General features: G+C 34.8%; 15 protein-coding genes. 8 read left to right on the top strand and 7 right to left on the bottom strand.

Annotated features, from left to right (window positions below):
- Positions 1 to 36: 36 nt before the first annotated feature.
- Positions 37 to 2433, top strand: coding sequence for an outer membrane beta-barrel family protein (locus tag CLU81_RS23705; RefSeq protein ID WP_099712089.1), 2397 nt, complete (start codon positions 37 to 39; stop codon positions 2431 to 2433).
- Between the two features lie 114 nt (positions 2434 to 2547).
- On the top strand, positions 2548 to 3570 hold the full coding sequence (locus CLU81_RS23710; protein ID WP_099712090.1) for an LLM class flavin-dependent oxidoreductase: 1023 nt from the start codon (positions 2548 to 2550) through the stop codon (positions 3568 to 3570).
- A 123-nt stretch (positions 3571 to 3693) separates the two neighbouring features.
- Here the strand turns inward: CLU81_RS23710 and CLU81_RS23715 are convergent, their stop codons facing one another.
- Entirely contained in the window at positions 3694 to 4980 is a 1287-nt protein-coding gene (locus tag CLU81_RS23715; RefSeq protein ID WP_099712091.1) for a WG repeat-containing protein, read from the bottom strand.
- A 324-nt stretch (positions 4981 to 5304) separates the two neighbouring features.
- Between CLU81_RS23715 and CLU81_RS23720 the strand changes: the two genes are divergently transcribed.
- On the top strand, positions 5305 to 6063 hold the full coding sequence (locus CLU81_RS23720) for a carbonic anhydrase family protein (protein WP_233209758.1): 759 nt from the start codon (positions 5305 to 5307) through the stop codon (positions 6061 to 6063).
- A gap of 308 nt (positions 6064 to 6371) precedes the next feature.
- On the opposite strand, the gene CLU81_RS23725 is transcribed toward CLU81_RS23720, so the two are convergent.
- On the bottom strand, positions 6372 to 7322 hold the full coding sequence (locus tag CLU81_RS23725) for an AraC family transcriptional regulator (RefSeq protein ID WP_233209759.1): 951 nt from the start codon (positions 7320 to 7322) through the stop codon (positions 6372 to 6374).
- Positions 7323 to 7418: 96 nt separating this feature from the next.
- On the opposite strand from CLU81_RS23725, the gene CLU81_RS23730 reads away from it, so the two are divergent.
- Positions 7419 to 8606, top strand: coding sequence for an MFS transporter (locus tag CLU81_RS23730; protein ID WP_099712092.1), 1188 nt, complete (start codon positions 7419 to 7421; stop codon positions 8604 to 8606).
- Here the strand turns inward: CLU81_RS23730 and CLU81_RS23735 are convergent, their stop codons facing one another.
- The 3 genes from CLU81_RS23735 to CLU81_RS23745 form a co-directional block, all read right to left on the bottom strand.
- On the bottom strand, positions 8607 to 9488 hold the full coding sequence (locus CLU81_RS23735) for an AraC family transcriptional regulator (protein WP_099712093.1): 882 nt from the start codon (positions 9486 to 9488) through the stop codon (positions 8607 to 8609).
- Between the two features lie 77 nt (positions 9489 to 9565).
- Positions 9566 to 9961, bottom strand: a complete 396-nt coding sequence (locus CLU81_RS23740) for a nucleoside deaminase (RefSeq protein ID WP_099712094.1) — start codon at positions 9959 to 9961, stop codon at positions 9566 to 9568.
- Positions 9962 to 10305: 344 nt separating this feature from the next.
- Complete coding sequence (locus CLU81_RS23745; RefSeq protein WP_099712095.1) at positions 10306 to 10671, bottom strand: DsrE family protein; 366 nt, start codon at positions 10669 to 10671, stop codon at positions 10306 to 10308.
- Between the two features lie 292 nt (positions 10672 to 10963).
- Here CLU81_RS23745 and CLU81_RS23750 point away from each other — a divergent pair, with 292 nt between their 5' ends.
- Positions 10964 to 12052: an NADH:flavin oxidoreductase gene (locus tag CLU81_RS23750; protein ID WP_099712096.1), complete on the top strand. Its 1089-nt coding sequence runs from the start codon at positions 10964 to 10966 to the stop codon at positions 12050 to 12052.
- Positions 12053 to 12178: 126 nt separating this feature from the next.
- Here the strand turns inward: CLU81_RS23750 and CLU81_RS23755 are convergent, their stop codons facing one another.
- Entirely contained in the window at positions 12179 to 12973 is a 795-nt protein-coding gene (locus CLU81_RS23755) for a polysaccharide lyase (protein WP_099712097.1), read from the bottom strand.
- Between the two features lie 317 nt (positions 12974 to 13290).
- On the opposite strand from CLU81_RS23755, the gene CLU81_RS23760 reads away from it, so the two are divergent.
- Together CLU81_RS23760 and CLU81_RS23765 are read left to right on the top strand one after the other, a co-directional pair.
- Positions 13291 to 14301, top strand: coding sequence for an NAD(P)/FAD-dependent oxidoreductase (locus tag CLU81_RS23760; RefSeq protein ID WP_099712852.1), 1011 nt, complete (start codon positions 13291 to 13293; stop codon positions 14299 to 14301).
- Positions 14302 to 14320: 19 nt separating this feature from the next.
- On the top strand, positions 14321 to 14878 hold the full coding sequence (locus CLU81_RS23765; protein WP_099712098.1) for a cupin domain-containing protein: 558 nt from the start codon (positions 14321 to 14323) through the stop codon (positions 14876 to 14878).
- Between the two features lie 15 nt (positions 14879 to 14893).
- Here CLU81_RS23765 and CLU81_RS23770 read toward each other — a convergent pair whose 3' ends face one another.
- Complete coding sequence (locus tag CLU81_RS23770; protein ID WP_099712099.1) at positions 14894 to 15736, bottom strand: helix-turn-helix domain-containing protein; 843 nt, start codon at positions 15734 to 15736, stop codon at positions 14894 to 14896.
- A gap of 351 nt (positions 15737 to 16087) precedes the next feature.
- Here CLU81_RS23770 and CLU81_RS23775 point away from each other — a divergent pair, with 351 nt between their 5' ends.
- A complete protein-coding gene (locus CLU81_RS23775; RefSeq protein WP_099712100.1) occupies positions 16088 to 17122 on the top strand; it encodes a hypothetical protein in 1035 nt (344 codons plus the stop codon).
- The last annotated feature ends 125 nt before the right edge of the window (positions 17123 to 17247 follow it).

The raw sequence follows: 17247 nt of genomic DNA on the forward strand, positions 1-17247 counted from the left end.
AATGATTTAAAGAGATTTGCATCAAATAAATCATCAATGAAAAAATTAATCATGTTACTGTTGTGGGGTTCTTTTGCGGGATATTCGCAAGAAGTTTCCCTGTCTGGAAAGGTAATCGACGGCTCTAATCAAGCCGTACCTTTTGCAGATGCTTTGCTTTTGCAAGCAAAAGATTCTGTAAGTTATAAAGAAACGCAGACAAACGAATCCGGAGAATTTCGCTTTAGCGGAATAATAAAAGGCGATTATCTGCTAAAAGTGAAAACGGTTGGTTTTGAAGAATATTTCAAAAAGATAACCATTCAAAAAGATACCGTTTTGGGAATCCTTTCTTTAAAAGAAATTTCGAACAATCTTGACGGAGTTACAATTACCACAAAAAAGCCAATTGTAAAAAGATTGACTGACAGACTTGAGTTTGCGGTAGAAAATTCATCACTTTCTTCAAACAATGCCTGGGAAATTTTAAGTAAAACACCAAGCGTAACGACAAGTTCTACCGGAGCAATTAGCATTCGCGGAAGCCAAAGTATTCTTGTAACGATCAATGACAAAAAAGTCTATCTGAGCGGAGAAGAACTAAAACAGTTTCTTGAAAACACAAGCGGAGAAGAAGTAAAATCAATAGAAGTTATTACCAATCCGCCTGCAAAATACGAAGCGCAGGGAAGTGCCGTTTTGAACATTAAACTAAAAAAGAATCTATCATTAGGTTACAAAGGTTCTGTCAATACCGCGTACATACAATCTATTTATCCAAAAGGAGTTGCGTCGACAAACCAGTTTTACAAAGGAAAAAAATTGTCTCTTGCCGGAAGATATGGTTTTGGAGCAGGCGTATATGTCAATGAAGGAACAGATGTCGTGCATTATTTAAAAGAAGATGGTTCGATCGATTCGCGCTGGGAAAGCATTATGAGACGCAAATCAAAATCATTGCAACAACATTCTTATCGTCTTCAGGCTTCTTACGAAATTGATTCGCTTAATACGATTTCTGCCGGAGGAACAGGATTTATAGCGCCCAAACAAATGGGAGATTTTACAGTTCCAACCTATATTTACGGAGGAAATGGAGTTTTAGATTCGCTTTATGTAACCCGAAATAATCGTAGAACTCCGTTACGAAATAATGCCTATAATATGTCTTTCGATCATTTGTTTGATGCAAAAGAGAAAATATCCGTAACGGCAGATTATACAACATATTGGCATCAGGAACGTCAGGATATTACTTCTTCATTTTCGCTTCCCGAAGAAAGTCCTTATCGTACAACACGCTTTATCAGTGATAATATTCAGGATATTCAGCTTTTTTCGGCTCAAACCGATTATTCGAATGAAAAAAACGGCACATTTGAAGCAGGATTAAAATTCGGAAACGTAAATGCCAAAAGTAACCTCGATTATAAAGACGAAGTCAATGGCGATTTCGTGAATAATCCAAACAGAACGAGTCTTTTTCTTTATGATGAATCTATTCTGGCAGGATATACAAGTTATGACAAAGAATTTGGGAAATGGAGTCTGAAAGCTGGTTTACGTGGCGAATACACAAGTCTGAAAGGAAACTCGGTTACAACTTTTGAAGTCAATGAACAGCATTATTTTAAGCTTTTTCCAACTTTCTATGGACTTTACAAACCATCAGAAGGTCATGAAATTGGAATTTCGTACGGAAAACGAATTACACGTCCGCAATACAGCAGATTAAATCCGTTTCGTTCGTATTATAATTCCTATTCTTATTTTACGGGCGATCCAAAATTGTTGCCAACAATAAGTCATAATCTTAATTTGCTTTATACGCTGAAAAACAAATACAATTTTGATCTTTTTTACCGCTTAGAAAAAAATCCTTCGATGGAAATTTCTTATCAGGATTATGAAACCAATACGCTTGTTTATCATTTTACGAATATTAAAAAAGATTATGCCTTTGGACTGGAATTTAATACCAATCTTACTTTTTATGATTTCTGGGAATCCGGAATACAAGCAGGATTAAGTTATGTCGAAGATAGTTTTCAGGGCAGAGACGGGAATTTACATAAAAACGGAAAACCAACTTATAATACAATCATTAGCAATCGTTTTGTTCTGAACAAAAAGAAAGAGTTAACCGCAGAATTAAATTTTCAATACAATTCATCATCAGTTCAAGGGACATTTGTTTTTAGCCAGACCTCAAATCTTTCGGCTTCGATTCGAAAGAAAATATGGAAAAGTTACGGCGAAATATATGCGATCCTTTCAGATATTTATCGTGGCGAAAAAGAAAAAGTCGCTACAGATTATGCAGATCAATACAATTACTTCTTGTCTTATGGCGACAGTCAAAGTATTAGATTAGGATTTAAATATAATTTTGGAAACCAGAAGTTGGAAAACAAAAAGAAAGAAGGTCAAACCGAGGAACAACAACGATTATAGTTAACAAAAAGCCCATCTCGCGAGAAATGGGTTTTTACATAATAAGAAATAGTGCTTAGAAATACTCGATAATGATGCGTATATTTGAAATAGTAAATAATAACAATGCTATCTATGAAAAATATAGGATTTTTATCTTTTGGGCATTGGGCGAATCATCCTTCCTATAAAGCTCGTACGGCAAGCGATACACTACTTCAGTCTATTGATTTGGCGGTTGCTGCAGAGGAAATTGGTTTGGATGGCGCTTATTTCCGAGTTCATCATTTTGCGCAACAGTTGGCATCGCCATTTCCTTTGCTTTCGGCAATTGGAGCTAAAACGAGTAAAATAGAAATTGGAACAGGTGTTATCGATATGAGGTATGAAAACCCTTTGTACATGGTAGAAGATGCCGGAGCCGCTGATTTAATTTCAGGCGGACGTTTGCAATTAGGAATCAGTAGAGGATCACCGGAACAGGTAATTGACGGTTGGCGCGCTTTTGGTTATGAACCTGAAGAAGGTGAAACGGATGCTGATATGGGACGCAAAAAAGCGTTGGAATTTTTAGAAAGACTTAAAGGCGAAGGATTTGCGGAACCAAATCCATTTCCAATGTTTCCAAATCCTCCGGGTTTATTGCGCCTTGAGCCATATTCTGAAGGATTAAGAGAAAGAATTTGGTGGGGAGCTGCATCTAATGCAACTGCTGTTTGGGCTGCTGAAAACGGAATGTATCTGCAAAGTTCTACTTTGAAGTATGACGAAAACGGAAAACCTTTCCATATTCAACAAGCAGAACAAATCAGGCTGTATAAAGAAGCATGGAAAAAAGCTGGACATGAACGCGAACCACGAGTTTCTGTAAGCCGTTCGATTTTTGCATTGATGAACGATCAGGACAAAATGTACTTTGGCGATCAAGGCAGAGGTTCTGACAGTTTTGGTAATATAGAAAGAGATAAACGTGCAATCTTCGGAAAAAGTTATGCCGCTGAACCAGAAAAACTAATCGCAGAGTTAAAACAAGACGAAGCAATTCAGGAAGCCGATACGTTGTTGCTGACTATACCAAATACATTAGGCGTTGACTATAATGTGCATATATTATCGTCCATACTTGAACATATTGCTCCGGAAATGGGTTGGCGATAATTTTTTTTATCGAAAAGAATATTAGATATAAAAAATGCTAAACATTATCGTTTAGCATTTTTTTATGAAGTGAAAGTAATCTCTTTTTTAATATAAGTCAAAAACGAACTTTAAAAGTTTAAACTACTTTTTAGAGTAATATAGTTTCCCTTCTTGATTTGAATAACAAAAGAATTTTCCGTTTTCATCAAAAAGCTTCAATAATGGCTGGCCTTTTCCAAAATAATTATATTCAGTAAGTGTTGGGATTTTATCAAAGATTGGTTCTATGATTTTATGATTTGGAGCATCATATATAAAAATACCATACTTTTTATTATCCTTCAAAATATAAGCAGCTCTGTCTCGAGACGAACCATCTTCCATAATTTCATCATATTTAATAGGAACCAACAATTCACTGCCATAAACATTAAACAGCCCCGCTTTTCCCTTACTTGAAAGAATGTATCTTTCATTTTCATTAAATGTTTTATCAATGAATTCTATTTCTTCAACACTTTTAGGTAAGTAATAAAGATCGGTTTTTATTTCGATTCGATTTATGGTAAGTATCTTTTTCTGCTCGTTTCCACTAAAATTTTGAGGTGTATTTTTTTCAGCAGGAGCATCTTCTACAGTCATATGATCTATTGTTAAATCATAATCATCTCCTCTGTTAGATCTATTATTTCTTTTGCTTATATCAGCAATTTCGGTACTATAAATCTTGAATTGGTTGTTTTCAATTTTTATCTTAATTTTTTTCCCTTTACCGGTTTCATCTTCATAAATACAGGTAATTGTTCTGTCAGTATAATTATCCTCGTAATTGTAATTGATATTCAAAAACGGAGTTTTATTAAGTAAGGTACGTGTGATTTTTTTAGATAATTTGTTATAAACCAGAATAGAGAATTTTCCGGATAAGTCTTTGGTTATTATTAAAACTTCCTGCAAATTTTTCTTAGGTTCATGCATAACCGACGTATTTTCAAAATCTTCAGTTACTGAAATAATCGCCAAACCTTCGTCAAAGATTTTTTTTCCATCAAAATCATACAAATAATTTATTTCCCCTGTTTTTTGAATTCTTCCGGATCTTGCATCCTTTTTAAGCTGATATTTTGTTGCAATGATAAAATTGCCATCGATATGATAGTCAGAGTAATCTTTGTTATTGATTATTATTTTGTTATTGAAAATAAAACTCGACAAACTTGTAGTGTCTTTTATAGTAAAAGCCTGAAAATAAGCTTTACCTTTTTCTAAGTTAACAGAGATATAATCATATTCAGGTTTGATGATTATAGTTCCATTTTTATCTGAAATTCCAAATTTATCTCCTACACGAAAAGGTAATCCATTTTCCTGGCTGAATATTTTTACATTAAAAACCAGAAGTGATAAGACTGCTAAAATTATTTTCATAAAATACTTTTAATAATAGTTAATTAGTCATCGAAAATACGAATAAAAATCTTAAACAGTCAAGTTGGTGAAGCGGTTCTATTTGAATTTAGAAAGAATTACTTTCGGCTGAAATAGTAACAAAATCAAAACTTTCCTTGAAGTATTTTTTACGATAGGTTTCAAGTTATGATTTGCAAATTATAAAAATTATATTTTAGTCTAATTGGCTATAATTTAGATTGTTGATATTCAGTATTTATACTGCTTTTAGATTGCAAAATATTCTCTACTTTTATAAGTATAAAATACACACTTATTAGTTGGATATTAAATTACATTATTATGGAAAAAAGATTATTTATTATTGCTATTCTTATGTTGGTGTCTTGCGGAAAAGAAACACCGTCATCACAAACACAAGTGCAAAATGATACTGTAAATACGGTGTCAATAAAAAAAAATCACATCTTAGAAACTGAACCTCTCACAGCAGAAGAGCAGGCAAAACTGAAACCAATCGATGTGATTAATCGTTTAAAACAAGGAAATAAAGATTTTGTAGAAGATAATTTAACGGTTCGAAATACTACTGAACGTGTTAGAAATGCTTCGCTGGGTCAGTTTCCTAAAGCAGTTATATTATCCTGTCTCGATTCCCGCGTTCCTGTTGAAGATGTATTTCATAGCGGTTTAGGCAATTTGTTTGTTGCCAGAGTTGCCGGAAATATTATCAATGATGATATTTTGGGAAGCCTTGAATATTCTTGTAAAGTGTCCGGAGCAAGAGTAGTAGTTGTATTAGGTCATGAATATTGCGGAGCAGTTATATCAGCTATTAAAAATGTAAAACTTGGAAATATCACAACTTTATTGGATAAAATACAGCCTGCTATAGCAACGGCTAAAAAAGATTTTAAAGGCGAACCTAAAGCCGAAAATGAAGAGTTTGTAGAAGCAGTTTGTGATGCAAATGTTTATCATTCGATAGCGGAAATTAGAGAAAGAAGTCCAATTTTGAATGAGATGGAAAAAAAGGGCGAAATAATTATTTGCGGAGCCGTTTATAATATGAAAACGGGTAGAGTGGAATTTTTAAAATAACCAATAATCGATTATAATTAAAGTCAGTTCTTCGTTCGAAATGACAAAAAACTCAACGATAGATTTATAGAACTGTCGATACCTTTGTCAAAGTTTAAAACTTTGACAAAGGTTTGCGTAATCTAAATATACCTCAATATTGTCATTTCGACGGAGGAGAAATCTTCGCAAGTAACTCGACAAAGATTGGATTCTCGTTACAGAGTTACTTGCGAAGATTTACTTCGTCTGTTCGCTATCTCTCGGGTCTCCTCCGTCGAAATGACAAAATCTTCTCGATTTTGTGTCTTTATTATTAGAATTCTATTTTACAATTTACTGTATTGCTTCGGTTTAATACCAATATGAGCAGCAAATACTTTCGAGAAATGGCTTAAATTGGTAAATCCTAATTTGTAGCCAACATCAGAAACGGATAAATCTCCTTGTTTTAAAAGTATTGCAGCTTCTTTCATTCTAAATTCCTGATAATAATTGAAAATACTATTCCCGAAAATCTGCTTAAATAAATTCTTTAGTTTGGTAGGACTCATATTGGCAGAAATGGCGAGATCTTGAATCACAGGCGGAATGCTTAGATTTTCAAGCATTTGCTGTTTTACTTTGTAAATTTTCTCAACATCATTACTATTTAAAGTATAGAGTTGTTTTGTATCTCGCTTTTCTAATTCAATTAATAATCGGCAAATCAGTTCTTCTGCTTTTATTCTTAGGAAAAGGAGTTTAAAAGTTTTAGAAATAGATTCTGATACAATTTCATTTACAATTTTTTCTAAAGAAGGATACATCATTTGTTCAAACAACAAAGGCTGTTTATTCTGAAGTAGATTATATAAAATTGTCGATTCTTCGGAAATTTCAAAAAGTTCGCTTAAATAATCAGCATTTATCTCAATATTGATAGTGGCAGTATTCGTATGAATTGGAATTACAGTATCGGTATTTAAACTGCTGGTTCCAATTAAAACTGACGGAAGCATTTTTGACTGCGTTTCTAAAGTTTCTGTTGCAGGAAATATATTCTGAAACTTAAAAAATAATGTCTTCTTTGAATGATCTACATCTATATTTTCGACAATTATATCTTCATTCAGTTCATAATTAGAAATGATCATTCTGATATTGGCATTGAATCTAAAGCCAATGCAATATCCTCTCCCAAACTTTTCGGGAATTTCCAGTTTCCAGTCTTTTATTTCGGTATTCAATAAATGAGCAAATGCTTTTAAAACATTTGGTACCGTTTGCTTTTGAATCATAAAATGTCTTTTACGGCTATTTTTATATCTAATGAGGTTATTTTGACTCTAATATACAAGATAAATTTGTACCATAATTGAAAATTATTTAAAATCATGAAATCTAAGAAATATAAATTATGGATTATTATAGGAATCGTTCTTTTGAATTCCATTGGGTTTTCTATTGTATTGCCGCTTCTGCCTTTTCTAATAAGCAAATATTTACCCTCTCAACAAGTGGTTGTAGGCATGAGTTTACTGATGTCAATATTTGCTGTTTGTTCCTTTTTTTCGGCACCGGTTTTTGGAGCATTAAGCGATAGATACGGAAGAAAAAATATCCTTTTAATCAGTTTGTTAGGTTCAGTAATTGGTTATGTTTTGTTTGGTATTGGCGGCGCATTATGGATTTTATTTCTGGGAAGAATAATCGACGGACTTACAGCGGGAAATATCAGTATTTTATTTGCCTACATCGCTGATACAACTGAACCAAAGGAAAGAGCTAAATGGTTTGGATATATTGGTGCCGTTATGGGAATAGGAAAAATAGGCGGACCTGCTTTGGGCGGTTTATTAGGAAGCATATCTATTGGATTGCCATTTTTTGTAACGGCAGCTTTGATATTTCTTTCAGGAATGGCGGTTTATTTTCTATTACCCGAATCATTGGCTGCTGAAAAACGAACCAAACATTTATCGGTTTCCAGCTTCAATACTTTCTCCCATTTTAATGAGATTTTCAAACTAAAGGGACTGAAACCTTTATTGATTTTAGGCGTTTTATTCTATATAGGTTTAAGTATTTTTCAGTTTAATTTTACCCTTTTCTTAAAAGATATTTACCAATGGACTCCTGGATTTATTGGCGGAATCTTAACCTTTGTTGGTATTTGTGATATTCTTACCAGAGCCGTTTTATTGCCTTGGTTATTGAAACATTTCAATGAGAAAAATATCGGAATAACAGGTTTAATTATTTTGGGAATTGGTTTAGGATTAATTCTGTTAAGCGTTTATGTACATTCGACAGTACTTATTTCGCTTGCGGTAATTTGTATTATTTCTGGTGAAGGTTTGTTTGATCCAACATACAATGGCAAATTATCGCAATCTGTAGAAGAAAGTAAACAAGGGAAATTGCAAGGCGTAAATCAGAGTTTGCAATCGGCTATTAATGTGTTTATTCCGTTATTGGCGGCGGCTATTTATTATTATAGTCCGAGTGTTTTGTATGCAACAGCGGCATTTATTGTGCTCTTCGCAGCAATTATGTATGCGAAGTATAAACCTAAAAATTAATTAGCTCAAAGCAGCTCGATTAAAACCTATTGTATCTCTGTATAATTGCGGCGAGATATCGGTTTTACCCTTAAATACGCGGCTAAAATAATATTCATCATCATAACCAAGTTCGTAAGCAATTTCTTTTACGGTTTTGTTTGTGAGATATAATTCTCTTTTTGCTTCAACAATGATTCTTTCGGTTATCAAATCAGAAAGTGTCATGTTGAAGTGATTTTTTGCTGCTCGTGCAAGAACAACAGGCGTTACATGCAACATATCAGCATATTCACTTGCAGAATGTTTGGTTCTGAAATTATCCTCAATTGCATTTCTTAAGTTTTGTATAATGAGCAATTGTTTGTCATTGCGAACTTCATCATTAACAGTTTGTTGTTCAAGTTTTATTCTGGTTGCCAGCACTAAAAATATTTTCAAATAAGAAACCAAAACCTCGTCTTTTCTTAATGCTTCCATTTTCAATTCGGCGATAATTTCTCCAACGATATTCAGCAAAGTTTGTTTGTTGTTTTGATCCAAAAGTATAAAAGGCTGCTGATAGATATTATTGAACAAAATACCATTTGCAGCAATCTCTTTATGGTTTCTGTATATGCAGAAGAAATCATGATGAAACTGAATCGAAATACCTGTCAAAACGCCTTCTGAAGCCAACATAAAAGGTTGATAAGGATAAAAAGCAAACAGTGTATTTTCTTTAAAACTATATTCAGAAAGATCAACTTTTGCTAATCCTTCGCCTGACGTAATAAGAATCAACGTGAAGTAATTATTACGCTGAATATGATCGAAATAACTGCTGTTATCAAACTCAAATACTTTGAATGATAAGTTGCCATTTTGCTGATTAACGAGCGTATATACAGATTGTAATAGCATAATGATTCACGATTTGTTTAATAATTCTAAAAATTGAGCATTAAGTGCATTACATTCTTCGATGCAGATATCGCCGATTACTTTGGGTTTATTTCCCCATTTAGAACATCTTCTGTTGCTAGAACATCATATTTTGAAGTAAAACCTCCAACATACGGAACACTTGTGCCATAAACAATTTCAGGTATTTTGTGATGACGTATCATATAAGAACACATAATGCAAGGTTCGTGTGTCGTGTACATACTTGCCAAATGTAATTTATCCGAATATCCATTTTTGAGAGCGTCTCTAACTGCCATTATTTCGGCGTGATTGGTAATGTCTCCGGTTGATTTTCCTGATTCGATACCTGTACCAATAACTTTTTCATCTAAAACAATAATTGCGCCCACAGGCGGATTACCTTCTGCCAAAGCAGTTTTGGCAAGATCCAAACATTGATGCATATAATCTTGAAATTCCTTTTGCATAATTTATAATTTAACGCGGATTTTAGTTTTATAAATGTATTTCAAGTTCTGCTAAATTACTCAAAAAAATAAGGATTTAGGACAACTACTTGGAGCAGAAATAAATTAAAATTATTCCGTTACGTGTAATTTTTAACACATAGAAATATAGTCCCGAAGCTTCGGGATAAACTAAAATAAGGCGTTTCACTTATTTAAATGCACATAAGTTACTATGTGAGAGAAATGTATTTCTTTTTGTCTCCTTTTGTTGCACATAAAATCTATGTTTCTATGTGTTTAACATTTTTTTCATGATTAAAAACTGTCCTCTCTGGAAAAAAGAGGACAGTTTGAAAATTGAATTAGAAAATCAAAATTTCGTAACCTTCTTTTCTAAGGTTAAGAAAACTTGGTAAACCCGGAGTTCCCGGTACTTCGTTATCATTCAATAATTCATAACCCGAAACTTCGGTGCCAAATACGGCAACACAACCTTTAGAAAGACCATGAACGTGATCTTTTACTTCGTTATAAAGAGCATTAACCGGATGCTCAGGTTTTTCTAGTTGTTCAGGCCATCTGATTCCTGCGCCCTGAAAAATAATTTTTACATCTTCATCTTCGTGTTTGAATTCATATGCCGATGCTAAAGCATTGAATACACGTCCTAACGCTTCTTCTGAACCCGCTTTTGGATCAGAAAGAATAATAATAGCTGTTTTTTTCATTTGATTAATTTTTATTAACAGGGCAAAGATCCGCCAGCAATTGTCGCCAAAGAATGGATGAAATTTACTTTATGATGGAGAATTTTTTCATTACCAGATTTCATATTAGATAATGTTATAAGTAGGATTATAAAACTTTAAAAAATAAAGGAATCACTCAGAATAAGACTTTGAAAGATTAGGTCCAAAACGTCCATTATAAAGTAAAAATCATCCATTTCTTCCGAAGTAATCTCTGAGCAACTTTGCATCAGATAATAATTCGAATAAGTAGAACTTAAAAAATAATAATATGTCTGTTTCTGATTTATTTAAACCGCTTACTTTGCTGCATGGTCCGGCAATGAGAAATCGTTTCATGCTAGCGCCGTTAACCAGTCAGCAAAGTGATTTTGATGGCACAGCATCCGAATACGACCAATATTGGATGGAACAACTTGCTCAAGGCGGCTACGGATTAATTCAAACGAGCGCTTCAACCGTCGAAGCGGGAGGTATTGCTTTTGAACGCCAATTAGGGATTCATAGTGATGATCATTTATTTGGTTTAACCAAAATGGCAACTTCTATTCGAAATGGAGGCGGATTATCTGCGGTACAATTGCATCACGCGGGACATCGTGCCAAACCATCAATAGGAGGGATTCCAGCTCCGGCTTCGGGTAAAACAGTTGAAGGAATCAAAGCTATTACAACTGAAGAAGTTGAACGCATACGCGAAAGTTTTATCGCTGCTGCAAAAAGGGCTCAATTGGCAGGATTTGACGGAATTTCAGTTCACGGCGCTTTCGGATGGATTCTTTCCGAATTTATGTCTCCAAATCTGAACGATCGCACCGATAAATATGGCGGAAGTCTGGAGAATCGTGCCCGTTTTACAATTGAAGTTATTGAAGGAATTCGGGAAGCTTGCAGTCCTGATTTTCAAATAGGATGGCGATTGTCGATTGAGCGATATGGACTTCTTTTAGAGGAATTACGCGAAGTTACCGCTGAAATTTTTAATCGGGAATTAATCGATTATTTAGATTTAGCTTTATGGGATTCGGCTCAGATTGTTCGTGACGGAACTTTTAAAGGTAAAACAATGTTGAGTGTTTTTACTGAACTTCCGCGTAAGGGAGTGCGTTTAGGCGCTGCAGGAAAAATTATGAGTGCGCAACGTGCCGGAGAACTTTTGGATGAAGGCTGTGATTTTGTACTTATCGCTCGTGCAGCAATTCTTCAGCGTGATTTTCCTCTTCAGGTAAAGGCAAACTCAATGTATGATAGTCCGCAGTTGCCTATAATGGCAGATTATTTGCGTCAAGGCGGATTAAGCGAACGGTTTATTGATACCATGCGAGGATGGCAGACTTTTGTGAAGGCAGGTTCGTTATAAAAAAAAATCCCATTTCGATAGAAATGGGATTTTAATTTTGCTATCCTTTCTCACTTCATAATTTAGTGTTGAGAAAAGGTATTATTATTATTATTATTATTATTATTATTATTATTATTATTACAACTATTGGGCATCCCAAGAAGCGCTAGGATAAGTAATAGAACTTGTTACCGGAGCTTTCCAGTATTCCTGACTTCCACCACGGAAAGTGTGAAGACTTACCGCATTTACATTTCGCTTAGAATCATTAGTTACCCAACGAATGGTTTGATTCAATAACTCTGTACCGTTTACATAATATTTTACATATCCGTTGGTACTTGATCCAGTGTTTAACTTAACAGATATCTGGCAATTGTAAGTAACTCCCTCTTGTATGAAGTACTTTTTCCCAAAATCATTACCAAATTGTCCCGGCTGATCTCTGTAATATACATAAGGCTGAAGATAAGCTCCACTTCCTTTAGCAGAATTTGATCCGTTTGGACAATACCACATAAATCTTGCGCTACCGCCATTTCCGTCCCATCCCGGATCACCACCGGTATTTTGATCGCCAATTAATATTCCGTATCCGCATTTACCGCCTCGGCTCCAATAAAAACCGGAATTAAATTTCATCTGGAACCAAACGGTATAAACGCCTTCTGACCAAACTCCATAAGATGTACATAAACCGCCTGGACATGATAATGTATTGGTTTGTAATGTGATAGTTCTCGATCCGGCGCTACCGGCTAATGCAGCAGCAGCTGACGCAGCGGCTTTTTTAGTGTTTTCTTGTAATTCATTGTTGACGATTTGTGTTTCGTCTTTGTTAACGCTTTGTTGCGCATTTAAATCTTGTTCCTTTTCGCAGGAGTTAAACACTAATGCTGTAATAAATAGCATACTTGTTAATTTTAATAATTTTTTCATTTTTAAAGGTTTAGGGTTAGTAAAAAATTGTAACTACATTATTGATAATCAAAGAGAAGACTTTACGGAATTTTTAAAATCATCATCAATACAATAAGTAATTAGTACAGCAAAGTTGGTTAATAACAATTTGTAAACGGATTAAAAAAGTACGATTTTGGGTACACAATAATCCTGAAGAGGTATTTTCTGTCTATTTTTTCGATTTTTTCTTTTGTCTCATATCGTCAAGATAATGAGCTATATATCCATTTTCTATAATCTTCTCTTTAGTGAACTTTGTCAGCGATAATGAAGCTCCTAAAACCGATACTGTTATGGAAACAACGTCGAGAAGAAATTTTATAAAACAAACAGGAATGGCACTTGGTGCAGTGATGCTGCCTTTGAGTGTATTCTCATTTAAAAAACAATATACTATGAAGGATGTATCTCTTTTTGATGTCATTATAATCGGTGGAAGTTATGCCGGACTTTCTGCAGGAATGGCTTTAGGCAGGGCTTTGAAAAAAGTATTAATTGTAGACAGTGGCCAGCCGTGTAATATACAGACACCACATTCTCATAATTTCCTGACTCAGGATGGTAAAGCACCAAAAGAGATTGCAGCTCTTGGTAAAGAAGAAGTATTAAAATACAAGACGGTACACTTTCATGAGGGACATGCTGTCATGGCTAGTAAAGTCAGCGAAGGATTTGAAGTGTGTATGCTTTCCGGCGTTGTTTTCCGGGCTAAGAAACTCATTTTTGCTACGGGAGTTAAAGATATTATGCCTCAATTGGATGGTTTTTCAGCTTGTTGGGGTAAATCTATAATTCATTGTCCTTTCTGTCATGGTTATGAGGTTAAAAACCAACCAACAGGAATTCTTGGCAATGGAGATGCGGGATTTGAATTTGCCAAGATGCTTTCGAACTGGACTCAGGATCTTACCTTGTTTACAAACGGCCCTGCCACATTTACAGACGCACAGTTGAAAAAATTACAGTACCATCATATAACCATTATCGAACAGCCGATTGCTTATTTTGAACATCAGAACGGATATCTGAAACAGATTGTATTTTCTGATTTAACCGATCATCCAATCAGTGTCTTATATGCGAAGCTGCCTTTTGTACAGCAAAGTGTTCTTCCTTTGGCACTTGGCTGTGACCTTACTGTCCAGGGACTTATTAAAGTCAATGAGTTTCAGAAAACTTCTGTGTACGGTATTTCCGCCTGCGGTGACAATGCTAATCCTTTACGATCTGTTTCAAATGCTGTCGCATCGGGCACAGTAGCGGGAGCGATGATCAATAAGGAGCTTACAGATGATACTTTTTAATTAATATCAGATTAGGATTATGCCAGTCAAAGGTCAGAAACTTGAGAATCCCCATACAGGAGATACGTATGAATTTTTAGAAACGGCTGCCGATACAAATGGAAATTATATCAAGGTGATGGTTACTTTGAAATCAAAGGGAATTCGGATGCCAGATCATATTCATCCGCTTCAGGATGAATTTTTTGAAGTGATTTCCGGTAAGCTCACAATTATAGACAGAGGTGAGAAAGTGGTTATCTATCCTGGTGGAGAAAGGTTTTTTCCTTGCGATCAACCGCACAATCATTACAATGATCATCTTGGTAAAGTAATTTTTATCCAAACCGTTTCACCGGCATTAGACTTTGATTATCTCTTGGAAACCCTGCACGGACTCAGCTGTGATGGTAAAATAAGAAAAGGAAAAATTGGTTTTCTGCAGCAGATGGTACTGCTTAAATATATAGAAAGTAAAAGGGTGTTGGCCGATGTTCCCCTGGGATTTCAGAATGCTCTGGTGAATGCGCTTGCACCGGTTGGGCGTATTTTAGGGTATAGAGCAATCTATAAAAAGTATTCCGGGATCGAGAAATAAAACTGGCACCTTTATTTATTGCTGCTTCCTGAAATCAGAGGGTTTCAGGTTAGTGGCATTTTTAAAAAATCTGCTAAAATGTCCTGCATCGCGAAAACCCAGTTCATAGGCTATTTCTTTAATAGAAAGCGTTGTATAGGTAAAAAGTCTTTTGGCTTCCATTATAATACGATCCTGAATAATGACTGAGGGAGAGCTGTAATTGAACCCATTAAAAATTCTGGTGAGCGTTTTGGGAGTTTTGTAAAGCTGTCCTGCGTAATAGCTTACCTGATGCTGATTTTTAAAGTCCTTATCCACCAGAATATTAAACTGCCTTATAAGATCAAATTTTTCTTCTTCATAAAATTTCCCTGCCAAATACTGCTCCTTAGCCAGTCGGGTAGTTAAAATTATAAGTCTCTTAAGGAGCATTTGCAGCATATCAGTCTGAATGGTATCGATGGTTTCAAATTCTTCGATAAAGAGCTGTTTGAGTATATTAAATTTTTCCCTGCATTCTTCTTTCATATTTAGGAACTGACTTCCTCTAAAACCAAAAAACAGCACACCAAAACAGCTAATTTCAAAATTGCTGTCTACGTTGCAGTAAAAATCCCTTGAATACTGCCACGCTGTAATCTGTTCTGGTTTTTCAAAACTATAATCCTGGGCAGAAACCAGCGGTATAATAGAGTAGGGAGGAAATTCATGAAGTTCCCCATTGATGACAATCTGCTGAGACTGTTCTCCGTTAAGGGCAATGGTGAGAAGCAGGTCTTCATTGAGTCCATTTTTATTGAAATAGGATGGCGTGGATTCCTGATGTGTAAAAATCAGTTTGGCTTTAGTCTTTGGACAATGGTGTATAAGCTGCATATATCAATGGATTATTGGTGCTGCGGTTGCAAAACTATTGATAATCTGTTCAAAAAAATGAAATTGGGAAAATTCGTCAAGTCTTTGAGAAATATGTCCCACTCTTTTTGCAGAATCCATATTTAGATTTGCATGCATTAAAAGTTAAACCCTAAATTATTACTAATGAAAACAATACCATTTTCCTTTATCGTGACTTCTTTTTTTGTCAGGTTCGTGATGGTGAAAATCCCATTGGGACCACCACCGCTTGATAATCTGTTGATGTACCTTTTAATAAAACCAAAAGGCACTTAAAATTACAATGAAAAATTCAGAATTTATCTTTAAAAAATCTTAAAAAAATCCTACATGAGAACAACCTTTAAAATGTCTTTATTGTCTTTTCGTTTTTTGGCTATAGCCTTTGTCAGTGTTTTATTTGCTGTCGCCTGCAGCAGTGAGCCATCTGAGGCAGAAACTGATCCAAAGGAAGAAGTTACAACCCCAAAAGAGCCAGTAAACAATCCCATCGCAGATCTGCAGGATTGTAAAAAGAAGCCAAGCCAGATTATCTACGGTCTTCATAAAATTGATGTCAAGTACAATGATAAAGATCAGGTGATTGAATTTACAACTAATATGGTCAATGACAGAAAGCTTTCTGATCCGCCTGTTAAAACAGTCTACACTATTACTTATAATGGAGCAGGTAAACCAGAGAAGGTAAGCAAATCAACTGCTGACAAACCAGACGGTCACTATGAACTGGAATACAATACCAAAGGGCAGGTTAGCAAACAATCAGAATATGATGCAGCAGGTAAACTAATTTATTACACTAACGCAGAGTATGATACTGCCGGATTTCTAAGCAAGATTACCACTTTTAAGCAAGGCAATGATAATGGCATGGATCTGAGTAATACTTATGAATTCACCAATGGTAATCTGAGTAAAAAGACAACTAAAAATTTGTTTGATAATGATTCAAAGGAATATTATAATGCAGATTACAAGTATATTTATGAAGATAAAGAAATGAAAGTAAAGCCAATTTTTGACGGTCCGTTGGGACTGCGTATTCTTGCTAATATTGCACAGAGTCCTACGCTTCAGTACCAGTCTATTGATTACATTGCGCAGTATTTTCAAGTTCACGAAGCCAGCGCCAGCAAGAATATGCTTAAAAATATTGAAATTATTGCGCATCGCTACGGAACACGTGATACAACCAATATTGACTATACATATGAATATGATGCCGATGGGTTTCCTATTTTTCAGAAAGGAGTATTAAAAAACATTACAAGACGTAAATCCAACGGCTCATTTGGTGTTGATATTATTACGACGACACCACATAACCAGACAATTAAGTTAGGTATTGAATACAAATGTAAATAAACCCACTTCCAAGTAAAGCTCCTGCTGTAACAGGAGCTTTTTTTTTTGAGGATGAAATATGATAACTCAAATGTTTATAACGATAAAAATTTCTCAACTCGTTACTATTACATAATTTTGTGAGC

Origin of the sequence: Flavobacterium sp. 9 (genome assembly GCF_002754195.1) — a bacterium.
In the GTDB taxonomy this organism is placed as follows: Bacteria; Bacteroidota; Bacteroidia; order Flavobacteriales; family Flavobacteriaceae; genus Flavobacterium.

What these genes read in the sequence shown, in the direction of transcription:
- CLU81_RS23730 (WP_099712092.1), top strand. Translation starts at nt 7,419, where the DNA reads ATGAAATCTAAGAAATATAAATTATGGATTATTATAGGAATCGTTCTT.
- CLU81_RS23775 (WP_099712100.1), top strand. Translation starts at nt 16,088, where the DNA reads ATGAGAACAACCTTTAAAATGTCTTTATTGTCTTTTCGTTTTTTGGCT.
- CLU81_RS23755 (WP_099712097.1), bottom strand. Translation starts at nt 12,973, where the DNA reads ATGAAAAAATTATTAAAATTAACAAGTATGCTATTTATTACAGCATTA.
- CLU81_RS23765 (WP_099712098.1), top strand. Translation starts at nt 14,321, where the DNA reads ATGCCAGTCAAAGGTCAGAAACTTGAGAATCCCCATACAGGAGATACG.
- CLU81_RS23710 (WP_099712090.1), top strand. Translation starts at nt 2,548, where the DNA reads ATGAAAAATATAGGATTTTTATCTTTTGGGCATTGGGCGAATCATCCT.
- CLU81_RS23745 (WP_099712095.1), bottom strand. Translation starts at nt 10,671, where the DNA reads ATGAAAAAAACAGCTATTATTATTCTTTCTGATCCAAAAGCGGGTTCA.
- CLU81_RS23770 (WP_099712099.1), bottom strand. Translation starts at nt 15,736, where the DNA reads ATGCAGCTTATACACCATTGTCCAAAGACTAAAGCCAAACTGATTTTT.
- CLU81_RS23760 (WP_099712852.1), top strand. Translation starts at nt 13,291, where the DNA reads ATGGAAACAACGTCGAGAAGAAATTTTATAAAACAAACAGGAATGGCA.
- CLU81_RS23715 (WP_099712091.1), bottom strand. Translation starts at nt 4,980, where the DNA reads ATGAAAATAATTTTAGCAGTCTTATCACTTCTGGTTTTTAATGTAAAA.
- CLU81_RS23725 (WP_233209759.1), bottom strand. Translation starts at nt 7,322, where the DNA reads ATGATTCAAAAGCAAACGGTACCAAATGTTTTAAAAGCATTTGCTCAT.
- CLU81_RS23750 (WP_099712096.1), top strand. Translation starts at nt 10,964, where the DNA reads ATGTCTGTTTCTGATTTATTTAAACCGCTTACTTTGCTGCATGGTCCG.
- CLU81_RS23735 (WP_099712093.1), bottom strand. Translation starts at nt 9,488, where the DNA reads ATGCTATTACAATCTGTATATACGCTCGTTAATCAGCAAAATGGCAAC.
- CLU81_RS23705 (WP_099712089.1), top strand. Translation starts at nt 37, where the DNA reads ATGAAAAAATTAATCATGTTACTGTTGTGGGGTTCTTTTGCGGGATAT.
- CLU81_RS23720 (WP_233209758.1), top strand. Translation starts at nt 5,305, where the DNA reads ATGGAAAAAAGATTATTTATTATTGCTATTCTTATGTTGGTGTCTTGC.
- CLU81_RS23740 (WP_099712094.1), bottom strand. Translation starts at nt 9,961, where the DNA reads ATGCAAAAGGAATTTCAAGATTATATGCATCAATGTTTGGATCTTGCC.